Source organism: Marinobacter sp. S6332 (assembly GCF_023016045.1).
Classification (GTDB): domain Bacteria; phylum Pseudomonadota; class Gammaproteobacteria; order Pseudomonadales; family Oleiphilaceae; genus Marinobacter.
This window is the reverse complement of sequence record NZ_JALKAP010000020.1, coordinates 1-17,767: the sequence shown is the minus strand read 5'-3', so window position 1 is coordinate 17,767 and position 17,767 is coordinate 1. Positions and strand designations below refer to the sequence as shown.

The following is a 17,767-nucleotide window of genomic DNA, read 5'->3' as shown; positions in this document are numbered from 1 at the left end:
TATTACTCGAGGATCTTAGCGACGACGCCGGCACCAACAGTACGGCCGCCTTCACGAATCGCGAAGCGCAGACCATCTTCCATGGCGATCGGAGCAATCAGCGTGACTTCCATCTTCACGTTATCACCTGGCATAACCATTTCCACGCCTTCCGGCAGTTCACAGGAACCAGTTACGTCAGTGGTACGGAAGTAGAACTGTGGACGATAGCCCTTGAAGAATGGGGTATGACGACCACCCTCATCCTTGCTCAGTACGTACACTTCACACTCAAACTTGGTGTGCGGCTTAATGCTGCCCGGCTTACACAGAACCTGACCACGCTCAACGTCGTCACGCTTGGTGCCGCGAAGCAGTACACCTACGTTCTCACCTGCACGACCTTCGTCTAGCAGCTTACGGAACATCTCAACACCGGTGCAGACAGTCTTGACGGTATCCTTGATACCAACAATCTCGACTTCCTCACCCACCTTAACGATACCGCGCTCTACGCGACCGGTTACAACCGTACCACGACCAGAGATAGAGAACACATCCTCAATCGGCAGCAGGAACGGCTGATCGATTGCACGCTCAGGCTCAGGAATGTAGTCGTCCAGAGCTTCTACCAGCTTCTTAACAGCGGTGGTACCCATTTCGTTGTCGTCTTTGCCCTGCAAAGCCATCAACGCTGAACCGGTAATGATAGGGGTGTCGTCACCCGGGAAGTCGTACGCGCTCAACAGCTCGCGAACTTCCATCTCTACCAACTCAAGTAGCTCTTCATCGTCAACCATGTCCGCTTTGTTCAGGAACACAACGATGAAAGGTACACCCACCTGACGAGACAACAGGATGTGCTCACGCGTCTGCGGCATGGGGCCGTCAGCTGCAGAACAAACCAGAATCGCGCCGTCCATCTGAGCCGCACCTGTGATCATGTTTTTAACATAGTCAGCGTGGCCCGGGCAGTCTACGTGTGCGTAGTGACGGGTTGGAGAATCGTACTCAACGTGGGAGGTCGCAATGGTAATACCACGCGCACGCTCTTCCGGTGCGTTATCGATCTGATCGAATGCACTCGCAGAACCCGTACCCCACACTTCGTGACATACACGAGTCAGAGCAGCGGTCAGAGTCGTTTTACCATGGTCAACGTGACCAATGGTGCCCACGTTCAGGTGTGGCTTAAGACGCTCAAATTTAGATTTAGACACAGTTACACCTCTTCCTGTTTCTTAAGTCCTGGGTATCAACCCTTATTAATGATTGCTTCGGCAATATTATTTGGCGCTTCCGCGTACCGCGAAAACTCCATTGCGTAAGACGCACGACCCTGAGTGGCAGAGCGCAGGTCCGTCGCATAACCGAACATTTCCGACAACGGGACCTCAGCGCGTACAATCTTGCCCGCGACGCCGTCGTCCATACCCTGAATCAGGCCACGACGGCGATTCAAATCACCGACCACGTCACCCATGTAATCCTCAGGGGTTACAACCTCGACCTTCATCATCGGCTCGAGCAGAGCCGGGTTCGCTTCCAGGGCACCTTTTTTCATTGCCATGGAGCCCGCGACCTTGAACGCCATTTCGTTGGAGTCCACGTCGTGATACGAACCGTCGTACAAGGTTGCCTTGATACCCAGCAGCGGATAGCCGGCCAGACAGCCGTTTTGCATCTGCTCCGAGATACCCTGCTGAACCGCCGGTATGTATTCCTTGGGAACAGCACCACCAACGATTTCATTAACAAAGATGAAGTTTTCACCATCTTCGACATCCAGTGGCAGCGGATCAATTCGAACCTTTACGTGACCATACTGACCACGACCACCCGACTGACGAACAAACTTACCTTCTACATCGACAGACTTGCGGATGCACTCACGATAAGCCACCTGCGGCTTACCGATATTAGCCTCAACCTTGAACTCACGACGCATGCGGTCTACGAGGATATCAAGGTGAAGCTCGCCCATACCAGAAATGATCGTCTGCCCGGTTTCTTCATCGGTGCGCACACGGAATGATGGATCTTCCTGAGCCAATTTACCCAGAGCTACACCCATCTTTTCCTGATCTGCTTTCGACTTGGGCTCAACTGCAACCGAAATAACCGGCTCAGGGAACTCCATGCGCTCAAGAATAATCTTGTGACTCTCGTCGCACAGAGTATCGCCAGTGGTTACGTTTTTAAGGCCGATCGCCGCAGCAATATCGCCCGCAAGAACCTCTTTAATCTCTTCCCGGTCGTTAGCGTGCATCTGAACCATACGGCCAACACGCTCTTTCTTACCCTTTACAGAGTTGAATACCGAACTACCGGATTCTAGCTTGCCGGAGTAAACACGGAAGAAGGTCAAAGAACCAACGAATGGGTCTGTTGCTATCTTAAACGCCAAAGCTGCGAACGGGGCATTGTCATCAACCGGACGAGTTTCTTCCTTGCCATCTTCATCGACTTCGCCGCGAATAGCCTTAACTTCATCCGGAGCAGGCAGGTATTCAATGACGGCGTCTAGCACTGCTGGTACGCCCTTGTTCTTGAACGCCGATCCACAGCAAGCCAAGACGATCTCGTTGGCAAGAGTACGCGCGCGCAAGCCCGCTTTAATCTCTTCGAGAGAAAGCTCACCACCTTCGAGATACTTTTCCATGTACTCTTCGTTGGCTTCAGCAGCAGCCTCAACCAATGCTTCGCGGTACTTTGCAACTTCGTCGACCATGCCCGCAGGAACTTCTTCCTCACGATAGGTCATTCCCAAGTCGGCGTCGTCCCAGTAAATCGCTTTATTGCGAAGAAGGTCGACAACACCCGCAAACTGGTCTTCGGAACCAATCGGCAACTGCAGCGCCACTGGTGTTGCACCAAGGCGAGTCTTGATCTGCTCAACTACACGTAAGAAGTCGGCACCGGCGCGATCCATCTTGTTGACGAACACCATACGCGGAACTTCGTACTTATTAGCCTGACGCCATACAGTCTCGGACTGCGGCTCAACACCTGAGGACCCGCAGAACACAACAACTGCACCATCGAGAACCCGCAAAGAACGCTCAACTTCGATAGTGAAGTCTACGTGCCCCGGAGTATCAATGATATTAACTCGATGCTCATCGAACTGCTTATCCATACCCTGCCAGAACGTCGTTACAGCAGCAGAAGTGATGGTGATACCCCGCTCCTGCTCTTGCTCCATCCAGTCAGTGGTAGACGCGCCATCATGGGTCTCACCCATCTTATGGCTACGACCGGTGTAATAAAGAATACGCTCGGTCGTTGTGGTTTTGCCCGCATCAACGTGCGCACAGATACCAATGTTTCTGTAACGTTTAATCGGAGTTTTGCGTGCCACTGTATAAACCTCGGCTGTTTAGAAACGGAAGTGAGAGAAGGCTTTGTTAGCTTCTGCCATGCGGTGAACGTCTTCACGCTTCTTAACAGCGGCACCTTTGCTGTCAGCGGCATCAAGAATTTCACCAGCCAGACGCTGCGCCATGGATTTCTCGCCACGCTTCCGTGAAAATTCTACGAGCCAGCGCATCGCGAGCGCGTTTTGGCGGGAAGGCCGCACTTCTACGGGAACCTGGTATGTAGCACCACCCACACGACGGGATTTAACCTCGACCATCGGCTGAATGTTTTCCAGGGCCTTCTCGAACATTTCGATTGGCTCGTCTTTCGACTTTTCGGCAACAATTGTCAAAGCGCCATAAACAATACGCTCTGCAACCGCTTTCTTACCGCTCTCCATCACGTGGTTGATGAACTTGGCAAGGCGCGCACTACCGAACTTCGGATCCGGGATAATCTCCCGTTTAGCTGCAACTCTTCTTCTAGGCATCGATAAGCCCTTATCTAATTAAAGGTCTTCAGGAACCCCTGAGATAGCCGGTGGCTACTCAGCCTTACTCTTATCGTTCTGACAAGCAACGATAAAAGACACTCTTTCGGCACATTACGACTTAGGTCGTTTAGCACCGTACTTGGAGCGACCCTGCTTACGGTTCTGCACACCTTGAGTGTCCAGAGTTCCGCGAACAGTGTGGTAGCGCACACCCGGAAGGTCTTTAACTCGACCACCACGGATCAGCACAACACTATGCTCCTGAAGGTTATGGCCTTCACCACCAATGTACGAGGAAACCTCGAAGCCGTTGGTCAGACGAACACGGCACACTTTACGCAATGCTGAGTTCGGCTTTTTCGGCGTTGTGGTGTATACACGAGTGCACACACCACGGCGCTGAGGACAAGCTTGAAGAGCAGGAACATCGCTCTTGGCTGCCTTGCGCTTACGAGGCTTACGCACCAACTGATTAATCGTTGCCATGTAAGCAAACTCCAAAAAACCATATCAATGAAACTTACCCCCAATGAAGGGGGTAAAATTAAGGGTCGCAAGTTTAAGCCCGCGACCCAGCACAGTCAAGATGACTGTTCTCTTTTTAACCACCTCCGAGTAAGTAACTACACGGAGGTGGCGCGCCAGCCTCAACCTCCGCGGTTGAGCTCTGCGCTCAGAGCTTCTTCAACATCGGCCGCTGTCACGCCCTGCTCTTCAAGTTCGCGTTTACGTCGACGTTCCGCATGATAAGCCAGACCCGTTCCCGCAGGAATCAGACGACCTACCACTACGTTTTCTTTAAGGCCCCGCAAGTAATCGCGCTTTCCTGTAACCGCACCCTCGGTAAGTACCCGAGTAGTCTCCTGGAAGGAAGCCGCCGAGATGAACGACTCAGTTGCCAAGGATGCCTTAGTAATACCAAGCAACAAGCGTTCAAATCTTGCAGGCTCTTTATCCGCTGCAATAGCTTTCTCGTTCTCTTCCAACAGCTTGGTAATTTCAAGCTGGTCACCAGACAACAACTCCGTATCACCGGGATCGCTGACTTCAACCTTGCGCAACATCTGACGGACGATAACCTCAATGTGCTTGTCGTTTATGACAACACCCTGCAGGCGATAAACGTCCTGAATTTCGTTGGTGATGTACTTCGCCAACTCCACCACACCCAACAGGCGCAAAATATCATGCGGATTGGATGGGCCGTCAGAAATCACTTCGCCTTTTTCAACCGTTTCGCCTTCGAACACGTTCATTTGGCGATGCTTGGGAATCAGAACCTCGTATGGGTCTGCATCCTTTGGCGTGATAACCAGACGCTTCTTGCCTTTTGTCTCCTTACCGAAGGACACCATGCCGCTGATTTCAGCAAGAATGGACGATTCTTTCGGTCGACGGGCCTCGAACAGATCGGCAACCCGCGGCAAACCACCGGTAATGTCTCGTGTTTTTGAGCTTGCCTGTGGTATACGCGCTACCACATCGCCGAGTTCGATACGTGCGCCGTTTGCCATGGTTACCAGAGCATTCGCCGGCATGAAGAAAATTGCCGCGCCGCCACCCGGAAGGTCGACGTCGTTTCCTGACTCGTCAACCATCTGGATTGCGGGGCGAATATCCTTACCGGCCGCCGGACGCTCCTTCGGATCGATGATCTCCATGGTCGACAAACCGGTGAGTTCGTCGGTTTGGGTACGTACAGTAATACCCTGATCCATGTTGACAAACTTCGCCGTGCCTTCCGCTTCCGCAATGATCGGATGTGTGTGTGGATCCCACTTGGCAACCACAACACCAGCCTCAACCACATCACCATTCTTAACCGACAGGACGGCGCCGTATGGAAGCTTATACCACTCCCTCTCACGCCCCTGGTCATCGGCAATAGCCAATGCAGAAGAACGAGAGATAACAACTAGAGAGCCATCACTCTTCTCAAGCGACTTAAGGTTGTGCAGACGCACAGTGCCACCGTGCTTCACCTGAACATTGTCTACGGCAGAAGCACGACTTGCAGCACCACCAATGTGGAAGGTCCGCATCGTCAACTGTGTGCCCGGCTCACCGATAGACTGCGCCGCAATAACACCCACCGCTTCCCCGACATTAACTCGGTGACCACGGGCCAGATCACGACCGTAGCACTTAGAGCAGATACCGTGGCGAGTTTCACAGGTGATCGCTGAGCGCACCCAAACCTCGTCCACACCAGCACCTTCAAGCTCTTCGATTGTTTTTTCATCCAGTAGCGTGCCCGCTGCAACAACCGCGTTATCCTTATCCGTAGGCGTAAAGGTGTCACGGGCCGTCACTCGACCTAGAACACGGTCGCCCAAAGGTACGACCACGTCACCGCCTTCGATGTGCGGTGTCATGAGCAGACCTTCTTCGGTTCCGCAATCCACCTCGGTAACAACCAAATCCTGAGATACATCCACCAGACGCCGCGTCAAATAACCGGAGTTAGCGGTCTTCAGTGCGGTGTCTGCCAGACCCTTACGGGCACCGTGGGTCGAGATAAAGTACTGAAGTACGTTCAGGCCTTCTCGGAAGTTCGCGGTGATCGGCGTTTCGATGATTGAACCATCGGGCTTCGCCATTAAGCCACGCATACCGGCAAGCTGACGAATCTGGGCAGCGGAGCCCCGTGCGCCCGAGTCCGCCATCATGTAGACGGAGTTGAAGGACTCTTGCATCAGGTCTTCGCCGACTTCACCCTTAACAGGCTTTCCATCGGGCCCTATCACTTTCTCTTTAGCCAAACGCTGCATCATGGCCTTGGAGACCTTGTCATTAGCGCGTGACCAAATATCGATAACCTTGTTGTACTTCTCGCCCTGAGTCAAAAGACCTGACGCGTACTGAGTTTCGATATCCTTTACTTCTTGCGAAGCCGCATCTACGAGCTCGTACTTCTCTGGCGGGATTTCAAAGTCGTTGAAGCCGATCGAGATACCGGAAACCGTGGCATACTGGTAGCCCGTATACATGAGCTGATCCGCAAAAATAACGGTTTCTTTTAGCCCGGCGTCGCGGTAGCAAGTGTTGATAAGGTTCGAGATTGCCTTCTTGACCATTGGCTTATTAACCAGGTCGTATGAAAGGCCATCGGGAACGATATCAAACAACAAGGCGCGACCAACCGTGGTGTCCACGATCTTGTACTCTTCAGCACGCTCACCGTTCTCAAGGATCGCAACTTCTTTTACGCGCACTTTAACGATGGCTTGCAGGTCAACCTGACCGGCGCCGTAAGCGCGATGAGCTTCTTTTACGTCCGCAAACACCATGCCCTCACCAAGCGCACTTTTACGCTCCCGGGTCATGTAGTAAAGCCCGAGTACAACGTCCTGAGACGGCACAATGATTGGCTCACCGTTTGCGGGCGACAGGATGTTGTTGGTAGACATCATCAACGCACGGGCTTCCAACTGGGCTTCCAGCGTCAGCGGTACGTGTACCGCCATCTGGTCACCATCGAAGTCGGCGTTATAGGCGGCACACACCAACGGATGCAGCTGGATTGCCTTACCTTCGATCAATACCGGCTCAAATGCCTGAATGCCCAAGCGGTGCAGTGTCGGCGCGCGGTTAAGCATGATCGGGTGCTGACGAATAACTTCGTCAAGAATATCCCAAACCACACCTTCTTCACGCTCGACCATTTTCTTCGCAGCTTTGATGGTCGTGGCCAAACCACGGTGTTCAAGCTTTGAGAAAATGAACGGCTTAAACAGCTCAAGGGCCATCTTCTTCGGCAGTCCACACTGATGTAGGCGCAGGTATGGACCTACAACAATAACGGAACGGCCGGAATAGTCTACCCGCTTACCGAGCAGGTTCTGACGGAAACGACCCTGCTTACCCTTGATCATATCAGCAAGAGATTTGAGCGGGCGCTTGTTCGTGCCAGTTATGGCGCGACCGCGGCGGCCGTTATCCAACAGAGCATCTACCGCTTCCTGCAGCATACGCTTCTCGTTGCGCACGATGATATCTGGAGCGTTCAGCTCGAGCAGGCGCTTGAGGCGGTTGTTCCGGTTGATAACACGGCGGTACAGATCGTTTAGGTCGGACGTCGCAAAACGACCACCATCCAGTGGCACCAGCGGGCGTAGATCTGGCGGAAGAACCGGCAGAACAGTCATAACCATGTCGCCCGGCTTATTGCCGGAGTACAGGAAGGCCTCAAGTATTTTCAGGCGCTTACTGAACTTTTTAATTTTAGTTTCGGAGTTGGTCTGAGGAATTTCTTCCCGCAGCAGGTCAACTTGCTCTTGCAGGTCAATGCCTTCAAGCAGCTCCTTGACAGCTTCAGCACCCATACGGGCATCAAACTCGTCTCCAAACTCTTCCAGAGCTTCGTAGTACTGCTCATCATTCAGCAGTTGCCCGCGCTCGAGCGTGGTCATACCTGGATCGATCACTATGAACGATTCAAAGTAAAGCACTCGCTCAATATCACGCAAGGTCATATCCAGCATCAGACCGATACGGGATGGCAATGACTTAAGGAACCATATATGAGCGACCGGGCTGGCCAATTCAATATGGCCCATGCGTTCACGACGCACACTTGCCAATGCAACTTCAACGCCACACTTCTCGCAAATAACACCGCGATGCTTGAGGCGCTTGTACTTGCCGCACAGACACTCGTAATCCTTGATTGGGCCGAAAATCTTGGCACAGAAAAGGCCGTCGCGCTCAGGCTTGAACGTACGGTAGTTGATGGTCTCAGGCTTCTTTACTTCACCAAAGGACCAGGAACGGATCATGTCCGGTGATGCCAGCCCAATACGGATAGCATCAAATTCCTTACTTTGATTCTGGCTCTTGAGAAGATTCAGCAAATCTTTCATCAGTAAAAGCTCCGGATGGCGTTAATCTCGGGCGGGCACACCAGGTGCCCGCTCACGCTGCCAAAAACAATTCGGCTCACTCAGATTCCAGCTCGATGTCGATACCCAACGAACGGATCTCCTTGACAAGAACGTTGAAGGATTCCGGCATGCCGGGCTCCATGCGATGATCACCATCGACAATGTTCTTGTACATCTTGGTCCGACCGTTCACGTCGTCAGACTTAACGGTGAGCATTTCCTGCAGCGTATACGCCGCACCGTAAGCCTCGAGGGCCCACACTTCCATCTCACCGAAACGCTGACCACCGAACTGCGCCTTACCACCCAGCGGCTGCTGGGTAACCAGACTATAGGAGCCGGTGGAACGGGCGTGCATCTTGTCATCGATCAGGTGGTTAAGCTTAAGGATATACATATACCCCACCGTCACCGGCCGATCGAAAGCGTCCCCTGTGCGGCCGTCATAAAGCTTGGTCTGGCCGGTTGTACTCAGGCCTGCAAGCTCAAGCATATGCTTAACTTCCGATTCCTTGGCACCATCAAACACTGGCGTGGCCATAGGAACACCGCCGCGCAGGTTGTGGGACATCTCTAGGATTTCCTTATCGCTCAGGGAATCCAAGTCCACCTTGAACACTTCATCAGAGTGGTTATAGATCTCATCAAGAAGTTTGCGCAGCTCGGCCACTTTACGCTGCTCATCAAGCATTTTGCTGATGCGCTCGCCCAAGCCCTTGGCTGCGGCACCCAGATGAGTCTCAAGAACCTGACCAACGTTCATTCGCGACGGAACACCCAATGGGTTCAGAACGATATCAACGGTGTTGCCGAACTCATCGTAAGGCATATCTTCAATCGGCTTAACCGCCGAGATAACACCCTTGTTACCGTGACGCCCCGCCATCTTGTCACCTGGCTGGATACGACGCTTGATGGCAAGGTAAACCTTTACGATCTTCAGCACGCCCGGTGCAAGGTCGTCGCCCTGCTGAAGCTTGCCTTTTTTGTCATCAAAGCGCGCTTCATGTTCTTTCGTGCGCTCTTCCAGCCCCTGCTCAGACTTCTCCAGCAACTCATTTAGACTCTCGTCCTGCATGCGAAGCTTGAACCAATCTGAACGAGGCAGTTCGGCCAAGTAGCCTTCATCAAGGCTTGCGCCCTTCTTCAGGCCAGGACCACTGATGACTTGCTGACCTTTGAGTGCATTCAACAAACGCTCGAAAGTTGCACCTTCAACAATGCGGTATTCGTCTTTAAGGTCCTTGCGATACTGGTTCAACTGCTCTTTTTCAATTGACTGAGCACGCTGATCTTTCTCGATACCATCACGGGTAAATACCTGAACGTCGATTACAGTACCGCGGGTGCCTGTCGGCACACGGGAGGAGGTGTCTTTTACATCAGACGCCTTCTCACCAAAGATAGCCCTCAGCAGCTTCTCCTCCGGGGTCAGCTGGGTTTCACCTTTCGGTGTAACCTTACCTACCAGTATGTCGCCAGGTCCTACTTCAGCACCAATGTAAACAATGCCAGACTCATCCAGCTTAGACAGCGCGCTCTCACCCACATTCGGAATATCTGCAGTGATTTCTTCGCTACCCAGCTTGGTATCACGAGCCACACAAGTGAGTTCCTGAATGTGGATAGTGGTCAGGCGATCTTCCTGCACCACCTTCTCGGAAATAAGGATGGAGTCCTCAAAGTTATAACCGTTCCAGGGCATAAATGCGATGCGCATATTCTGACCAAGGGCAAGCTCACCGAGATCAACCGATGGGCCATCTGCCAATACATCACCACGAGCAATCTCATCACCCTGACGGACGATGGAGCGCTGGTTTATGCACGTATTCTGGTTAGAGCGGGTGTACTTGGTGAGGTTATAAATATCCACACCAGCATCACCGGCTTCGGTTTCTTCGTTGTTAACACGTACAACGATTCTGGCCGCATCGACACTCTCAATTACACCACCACGACGAGCTGTCACGCAGACACCCGAGTCCTGAGCTACTGTGCGCTCAACACCGGTTCCCACCAAAGGCACCTGAGAGCGCAGCGTCGGTACCGCCTGACGTTGCATGTTCGCGCCCATGAGAGCCCGGTTAGCATCGTCATGCTCAAGGAACGGAATCAATGAAGCAGCAACAGATACTACCTGACGCGGCGAAACATCCATGAAATTAACACTTTCAGGAGGCATAACCGTGGTTTCGTTCTGGTGACGTACAGTTACCAGCTCATCTGTCAAACGCATGCCATCATCGACAGCCGCACTGGCCTGAGCGATAACGTAATTACTTTCTTCAATAGCCGATAGATACACAAGCTCATCGGTGACCAAGCCGTCGACCACCTTTCTATACGGGCTCTCAAGGAAGCCGTAAGAGTTGGCACGGGCATAGGTAGCCAGGGAGTTTATAAGGCCGATGTTTGGACCTTCTGGTGTCTCGATCGGGCATACACGACCATAGTGTGTCGGGTGTACGTCGCGAACCTCAAAACCGGCGCGCTCACGTGTCAGGCCGCCAGGCCCCAACGCCGAAATACGACGTTTGTGAGTCACTTCGGACAGCGGGTTGTTCTGGTCCATAAACTGAGACAGTTGGCTGGAACCAAAGAATTCTTTAACCGCGGCTGCAACTGGCTTGGCGTTGATCAAATCCTGAGGCATCAAACCTTCGCTCTCTGCGAGACTCAGACGTTCACGCACAGCTCGCTCAACACGCACCAGACCAACACGAAACTGGTTTTCAGCCATCTCACCAACGCAACGAACACGACGGTTGCCTAGGTTATCAATGTCGTCAACGCTACCCTGACCGTTACGGATATCAATCAGCGTTTTCAGAACATCAATGATATCTTCGTGGGTAAGCGTACCTTCACCGGTACTCTCTTCACGGCGCAGGCGACGATTAAGCTTCATGCGGCCGACTGCAGAGAGATCATAACGCTCTTCAGAGAAGAACAGGTTATTGAACAGGTTCTCTGCCGAATCCTTGGTGGGGGGCTCGCCAGGACGCATCATGCGGTAGATCTCTACCAGAGCCTCAAGCGGACTGCGAGTTGGGTCGATACGCAGGGTATCAGACATAAACGGTCCGCAATCCAGATCGTTGGTATAAAGCGTCTCGATCTCTTTTACGCCAGCGTCCAGAATTGTTTTCACAACCTCTTCACTCAGCTCAGTGTTGCACTCAACCAACACTTCGCCACTGGCTTTGTCCACCATATCTTTGGCTAGAACGCGGCCGTAGAGATACTCAGTGGGCACCTCTAGCTCGTTGATGCCTGCTTTTTCCAACTGCTTGATATGGCGAGCTGTGATTCGACGACCCTCTTCCACAATCAGCTTGCCTTCGTTGTCTTTGATATCAAATGTCGCGATATCTCCACGAAGACGGCTTGGAACCAACTCTAGCTTGCAAGTTTCAGCGCCCAGCTTGAACTTACTAGTATCAAAGAACATCTCCAGCATTTGCTCGGAGGTGTAGCCGAGCGCGCGCAGGAGGATCGACGCTGGCAACTTGCGTCGACGGTCAATCCGAACAAAAACGGAGTCCTTCGGATCAAATTCAAAATCGAGCCAGGACCCGCGATAAGGAATAACCCGAGCCGAATACAACAGCTTACCGGATGAGTGGGTTTTTCCCTTGTCATGGTCAAAGAACACACCGGGAGAGCGGTGGAGTTGGGAAACAATAACACGCTCGGTACCGTTGATAACGAAGGTACCGTTCTCAGTCATCAGGGGCATTTCGCCCATGTAGACTTCCTGTTCTTTGATATCCTTAATCGCCTTGTTGGACGATTCCCTATCATAAATGATAAGGCGAACCTTAACTCTCAGCGGCGCCGCATACGTTACGCCCCTAAGCTGGCATTCCTTGACATCGAATACGGGCTCGCCAATGCGGTAGCTCACGTATTCAAGCGCGGCATTGCCAGAGTAACTGGCAATCGGGAATACGGATTTGAATGCTGCGTGAAGACCGGTTTCCCGACGATCTCCAGGTACGGCTTCCATTTGCAGGAAGTCCCGGAATGAATCCAGCTGAATAGACAGCAAATAGGGGACATCCATCACGGACGGCAATTTACTAAAATCTTTGCGGATCCGCTTTTTTTCAGTGTAGGAGTAAGTCATCTGCATTCCCCAGCTTTAGACCTGATACCTTGTATCAAGAAGCAACCAATGTTCTGCTTCGGGGCCGAATTGCTCGGCTTATCGCGCCGTCTTGAACAAAGACTCTGGTAATCGATAACAGATCTGAAGCAACCCGCAAACGAACACCAGACTCTATAGCATATACAACAGAAAAAGGCCGGTGGCACAAGGCCACCAGCCTGTCTACGCTTATCGCGCAGTTTCGATCAACAGCCGACTCTTACTTAAGCTCAACAGAAGCGCCTGCTTCCTCAAGCTTCTTCTTGCCTTCTTCAGCGTCTGCTTTGCTCGCAGCTTCCTTGATGGTGGAAGGCGCGCCGTCAACCAGTTCTTTAGCTTCTTTCAGACCCAGACCGGTCAGTTCACGAACAGCCTTGATAACGTTGACTTTCTTCTCGCCAACGCCGGTCAGAACAATATCAAACTCGGTCTGCTCTTCAGCAGCGGCAGCGTCGCCACCGGCTGCTGCAGGAGCGGCAGCAACAGCTGCAGCAGCAGATACGCCGAACTTCTCTTCCATTGCTTCAACTAGCGCAACAACGTCCATTACGCTCATTTCTGCAATCGCGTTCAAAATGTCTTCGTTAGACAGAGCCATGACTTTCTCCCAAAAAATTAAATATGGTGTTCAACAGAATCAAGCAGCTTCTTGCTTCTGGTCTCGAACTGCCGCAACGGCGCGGGTCACTTTCGAAGGAACTTCGTTCAGTGTCCGTGCCAGCTTGGTGATTGGTGCCTGTGTTACCGCAGCCAGCATCGTCAACGCTTCGTGACGTGTTGGTAGCTTGGCTAGACGATCGATTTGGTCTGCGCCCATCAGCTCACCGCCGACTGCCAGTCCTTTAATTTCGAATGCGTCTTTCTCTTTAGCGAAATCCTTCAGCAGGCGTGCAGCCGCTCCCGGATCTTCCATAGAGAATGCCAAAATGGTTGGGCCGACCAGAACCTCATCAATGCACTCAAACTCAGTACCGCGAATGGCAATCTTAGCCAGGTTGTTACGAACAACCTTCAGACGCACATTCTCGGCACGAGCTTTGGCACGCAGAGCCGTCATATCACCAGAGGTGACACCACGGTAGTCAGCCAAAACCACAGACAGAGCACCACCGGCAGTCTCGTTGACTTCAGCGACGATCGCTTTCTTGTCTTCGAGTCTAATTGCCACTGGATTTCTCCTCGATTTCGCCGGGGGTATTCCCGGCAAACCCATCATTGCCCCGAAAGCATAGAAATGCTTTCTTGAGGCGCCTTAACGGTGTTTGGGTTCAGAGAGAACGTCTTCACACCGTCTGCGCAGGCGTTGCTTTAACCCTTTCAGTCAGGAGACCTCAGGGGCCTGCGGTCTTTGACAGCCTTGGCTTCCGCCTAGACTACAAAGTAACTACCGACCAAAAAATCAGATATCTAGACCATTCTGATCGATAGTCAGGCCAGGACCCATGGTCGACGACAGGGTGATCTTTTTGAGATACACACCTTTCGCAGACGAAGGCTTGGCCTTTTTCAGATCTGCCACAAGAGACTCAAGGTTTTCTTTGATGTTCTGTGCAGAGAATTCAACATTACCCAACGGCGAATGAATGATGCCGTTTTTATCGGTGCGGTAGCGAACCTGACCCGCTTTGGCGTTTTTGACTGCTGTCTCAACGTCAGGGGTAACGGTACCGACTTTGGGGTTAGGCATCAGGCCACGGGGCCCAAGAATTTGACCCAACTGACCAACAACACGCATAGCGTCCGGAGTGGCAATAACCACGTCGAAATCCATATTGCCTTTTTTGACCTCTTCCGCGAGATCGTCCATTCCAACAATATCCGCACCCGCAGCAGTTGCCTTTTCAGCATTCGCGCCCTGAGTAAACACGGCTACACGAACGGTCTTACCGGTACCATGAGGCAATACGGTACTGCTACGAACTACCTGATCTGATTTACGTGCATCAACACCAAGATTGATAGCAACGTCCACAGACTCTTTAAACTTTACACTTTGACCTAGCTCAACCAGTAACGATACCGCCTCGTCAACCGAGTAAGAACGGGTCGAGTCAACCTTTTCACGAATAAGCTTCTGACGCTTGCTCATCTTTGACATGTTACACGCCCTCCACGGTCAGGCCCATGCTGCGGGCTGTTCCAGCAATGGTACGAACCGCTGCGTCCATATCGGCAGCAGTCAGGTCCGGCTCTTTGGTCTTGGCGATTTCTTCGAGCTGCTCACGCGTCACCTTACCAACCTTCTCGGTATTCGGGCGCCCGGAGCCGCTCTTAACACCAGCAGCCTTCTTGAGAAGGACCGGAGCAGGAGGCGTTTTGGTAATAAACGTAAAACTGCGATCGCTATATACGGTAATAACAGTAGGGATCGGCAGACCGGCTTCCATATCTTGGGTCTGGGCATTGAATGCCTTACAGAACTCCATGATATTCACGCCACGCTGGCCCAATGCCGGACCAACAGGGGGGCTCGGGTTGGCCTTACCGGCAGCAACCTGAAGCTTGATATATGCTTCTATCTTTTTAGCCATAAAATACTCCTATGGGTACAAGCGCCTTTCAGCTCCCCGTTGCAGACACAAAAAGCCCGCAACGCAAAAGCGCGCGAGCCTTCCGATTAAAAGCTGCTACTCAGTCTTTCTCGACCTGACCAAACTCCAATTCTACTGGAGTTGAACGACCAAAGATTAAAACAGCAACTTTGACACGACTCTTGTCGTAGTCAACTTCCTCAACCACGCCATTGAAATCCGCAAACGGACCTTCAATCACGCGAACAACCTCACCTGGCTCGAACAAAGTCTTGGGCTTAGGCTTATCCACGCCACTTTCAACTCGGCGCAAAATTGCCTCAGCCTCGCGCTCTGTAATGGGAGCTGGCTTATCCTTAGTTCCACCAATAAAGCCAAGAACCCTAGGCGTATTCTTTACAAGATGCCACGTACCGTCGTCCATTTCCATTTGGACAAGAACGTACCCAGGATAAAATTTGCGCTCACTCTTGCGCTTTTTCCCGTCACGCATCTCAACAACTTCTTCGGTAGGAACCAGAATTTCACCAAACTGATCTTCCATACCTTCAAGCGCAATGCGCTCAATAAGAGTGCGCATTACGTGCTTTTCGTAGCCAGAATACGCATGAACCACGTACCAGCGCTTAGCCATTGCCCACTCCTGTTAACCTATGAATCCGGCGACCAACCAACTGATTATCGAATCCATGCCCCACAATAATAGGGACACAACCAGCACAAAGACCACAACGATTACAGTGGTCTGAACTAGTTCTGGCCTAGTGGGCCATACCACCTTCCGGATCTCGACACGAGCCTCCTTGAGGAGGGTCGCGAACCGTCGCCCGCGATCAGTCTGCAACGCCACTAGGGCCGCGACAATCGCTAGAACAACTAGAGCCAGAACCCGATACAACAAAGACTCGGCGCTGAAATATTGATTACCAACAACACCAACGGCAACCAGCACAAACACAACCAACCACTTCAACGCATCGAAACGGCTGTTTGACTGAACGGCTTTTGACTCCATGGGAATCAACTTATGTATCCGGATGTTAAAAAAATGGCAGGCCAGGAGGGAATCGAACCCCCAACCTGCGGTTTTGGAGACCGCTGCTCTGCCAATTGAGCTACTGGCCTGCACCGAAACAACTCAGTGCACTTACTATCAAGCGCACCACAAGGGTGCGCCCGAAAATCGAGTATATTACTCGAGGATCTTAGCGACGACGCCGGCACCAACAGTACGGCCGCCTTCACGAATCGCGAAGCGCAGACCATCTTCCATGGCGATCGGAGCAATCAGCGTGACTTCCATCTTCACGTTATCACCTGGCATAACCATTTCCACGCCTTCCGGCAGTTCACAGGAACCAGTTACGTCAGTGGTACGGAAGTAGAACTGTGGACGATAGCCCTTGAAGAATGGGGTATGACGACCACCCTCATCCTTGCTCAGTACGTACACTTCACACTCAAACTTGGTGTGCGGCTTAATGCTGCCCGGCTTACACAGAACCTGACCACGCTCAACGTCGTCACGCTTGGTGCCGCGAAGCAGTACACCTACGTTCTCACCTGCACGACCTTCGTCTAGCAGCTTACGGAACATCTCAACACCGGTGCAGACAGTCTTGACGGTATCCTTGATACCAACAATCTCGACTTCCTCACCCACCTTAACGATACCGCGCTCTACGCGACCGGTTACAACCGTACCACGACCAGAGATAGAGAACACATCCTCAATCGGCAGCAGGAACGGCTGATCGATTGCACGCTCAGGCTCAGGAATGTAGTCGTCCAGAGCTTCTACCAGCTTCTTAACAGCGGTGGTACCCATTTCGTTGTCGTCTTTGCCCTGCAAAGCCATCAACGCTGAACCGGTAATGATAGGGGTGTCGTCACCCGGGAAGTCGTACGCGCTCAACAGCTCGCGAACTTCCATCTCTACCAACTCAAGTAGCTCTTCATCGTCAACCATGTCCGCTTTGTTCAGGAACACAACGATGAAAGGTACACCCACCTGACGAGACAACAGGATGTGCTCACGCGTCTGCGGCATGGGGCCGTCAGCTGCAGAACAAACCAGAATCGCGCCGTCCATCTGAGCCGCACCTGTGATCATGTTTTTAACATAGTCAGCGTGGCCCGGGCAGTCTACGTGTGCGTAGTGACGGGTTGGAGAATCGTACTCAACGTGGGAGGTCGCAATGGTAATACCACGCGCACGCTCTTCCGGTGCGTTATCGATCTGATCGAATGCACTCGCAGAACCCGTACCCCACACTTCGTGACATACACGAGTCAGAGCAGCGGTCAGAGTCGTTTTACCATGGTCAACGTGACCAATGGTGCCCACGTTCAGGTGTGGCTTAAGACG

13 protein-coding genes and 1 tRNA gene are annotated in these 17,767 nt (G+C 52.3%); all 14 read right to left on the bottom strand.

Annotation, left to right across the window (positions count from 1 at the left end; translation table 11 throughout):
- Positions 1-2 precede the first annotated feature (2 nt).
- Positions 3-1,199: an elongation factor Tu gene (tuf, locus tag MWU62_RS18320; protein WP_247116198.1), complete on the bottom strand. Its 1,197-nt coding sequence runs from the start codon at positions 1,197-1,199 to the stop codon at positions 3-5.
- A gap of 35 nt (positions 1,200-1,234) precedes the next feature.
- Positions 1,235-3,340, bottom strand: a complete 2,106-nt coding sequence (gene fusA / locus MWU62_RS18315) for an elongation factor G (RefSeq protein WP_247116197.1) — start codon at positions 3,338-3,340, stop codon at positions 1,235-1,237.
- Between the two features lie 18 nt (positions 3,341-3,358).
- The gene (rpsG, locus tag MWU62_RS18310; RefSeq protein WP_200367856.1) at positions 3,359-3,829 is read right to left on the bottom strand and encodes a 30S ribosomal protein S7; all 471 of its coding nucleotides are present in this window, start codon (positions 3,827-3,829) and stop codon (positions 3,359-3,361) included.
- A gap of 114 nt (positions 3,830-3,943) precedes the next feature.
- The gene (gene rpsL / locus MWU62_RS18305; protein ID WP_106670730.1) at positions 3,944-4,318 is read right to left on the bottom strand and encodes a 30S ribosomal protein S12; all 375 of its coding nucleotides are present in this window, start codon (positions 4,316-4,318) and stop codon (positions 3,944-3,946) included.
- A 161-nt stretch (positions 4,319-4,479) separates the two neighbouring features.
- Positions 4,480-8,694, bottom strand: a complete 4,215-nt coding sequence (gene rpoC, locus MWU62_RS18300; protein ID WP_247116196.1) for a DNA-directed RNA polymerase subunit beta' — start codon at positions 8,692-8,694, stop codon at positions 4,480-4,482.
- Positions 8,695-8,770: 76 nt separating this feature from the next.
- Positions 8,771-12,847: a DNA-directed RNA polymerase subunit beta gene (gene rpoB, locus MWU62_RS18295; protein WP_247116195.1), complete on the bottom strand. Its 4,077-nt coding sequence runs from the start codon at positions 12,845-12,847 to the stop codon at positions 8,771-8,773.
- Between the two features lie 241 nt (positions 12,848-13,088).
- A complete protein-coding gene (gene rplL, locus MWU62_RS18290) occupies positions 13,089-13,466 on the bottom strand; it encodes a 50S ribosomal protein L7/L12 (RefSeq protein WP_216007867.1) in 378 nt (125 codons plus the stop codon).
- Between the two features lie 39 nt (positions 13,467-13,505).
- Entirely contained in the window at positions 13,506-14,036 is a 531-nt protein-coding gene (rplJ, locus tag MWU62_RS18285; RefSeq protein ID WP_200367839.1) for a 50S ribosomal protein L10, read from the bottom strand.
- Positions 14,037-14,267: 231 nt separating this feature from the next.
- Positions 14,268-14,966, bottom strand: coding sequence for a 50S ribosomal protein L1 (rplA, locus tag MWU62_RS18280; protein ID WP_247116194.1), 699 nt, complete (start codon positions 14,964-14,966; stop codon positions 14,268-14,270).
- A gap of 1 nt (position 14,967) precedes the next feature.
- Complete coding sequence (gene rplK / locus MWU62_RS18275; RefSeq protein WP_072799871.1) at positions 14,968-15,399, bottom strand: 50S ribosomal protein L11; 432 nt, start codon at positions 15,397-15,399, stop codon at positions 14,968-14,970.
- A 100-nt stretch (positions 15,400-15,499) separates the two neighbouring features.
- Entirely contained in the window at positions 15,500-16,033 is a 534-nt protein-coding gene (nusG, locus tag MWU62_RS18270; protein ID WP_200367835.1) for a transcription termination/antitermination protein NusG, read from the bottom strand.
- Positions 16,034-16,045: 12 nt separating this feature from the next.
- Positions 16,046-16,414, bottom strand: coding sequence for a preprotein translocase subunit SecE (gene secE / locus MWU62_RS18265; protein ID WP_247116193.1), 369 nt, complete (start codon positions 16,412-16,414; stop codon positions 16,046-16,048).
- A 34-nt stretch (positions 16,415-16,448) separates the two neighbouring features.
- A tRNA-Trp gene (locus tag MWU62_RS18260) sits at positions 16,449-16,524 on the bottom strand.
- A gap of 67 nt (positions 16,525-16,591) precedes the next feature.
- On the bottom strand, positions 16,592-17,767 hold a 1,176-nt coding region (tuf, locus tag MWU62_RS18255), incomplete at its 5' end, for an elongation factor Tu (RefSeq protein ID WP_247115602.1).

What these genes read in the sequence shown, in the direction of transcription:
- secE (WP_247116193.1), bottom strand. Translation starts at nt 16,414, where the DNA reads ATGGAGTCAAAAGCCGTTCAGTCAAACAGCCGTTTCGATGCGTTGAAG.
- rplA (WP_247116194.1), bottom strand. Translation starts at nt 14,966, where the DNA reads ATGTCAAAGATGAGCAAGCGTCAGAAGCTTATTCGTGAAAAGGTTGAC.
- nusG (WP_200367835.1), bottom strand. Translation starts at nt 16,033, where the DNA reads ATGGCTAAGCGCTGGTACGTGGTTCATGCGTATTCTGGCTACGAAAAG.
- rpoC (WP_247116196.1), bottom strand. Translation starts at nt 8,694, where the DNA reads ATGAAAGATTTGCTGAATCTTCTCAAGAGCCAGAATCAAAGTAAGGAA.
- rpsL (WP_106670730.1), bottom strand. Translation starts at nt 4,318, where the DNA reads ATGGCAACGATTAATCAGTTGGTGCGTAAGCCTCGTAAGCGCAAGGCA.
- rpsG (WP_200367856.1), bottom strand. Translation starts at nt 3,829, where the DNA reads ATGCCTAGAAGAAGAGTTGCAGCTAAACGGGAGATTATCCCGGATCCG.
- rpoB (WP_247116195.1), bottom strand. Translation starts at nt 12,847, where the DNA reads ATGACTTACTCCTACACTGAAAAAAAGCGGATCCGCAAAGATTTTAGT.
- rplK (WP_072799871.1), bottom strand. Translation starts at nt 15,399, where the DNA reads ATGGCTAAAAAGATAGAAGCATATATCAAGCTTCAGGTTGCTGCCGGT.
- rplL (WP_216007867.1), bottom strand. Translation starts at nt 13,466, where the DNA reads ATGGCTCTGTCTAACGAAGACATTTTGAACGCGATTGCAGAAATGAGC.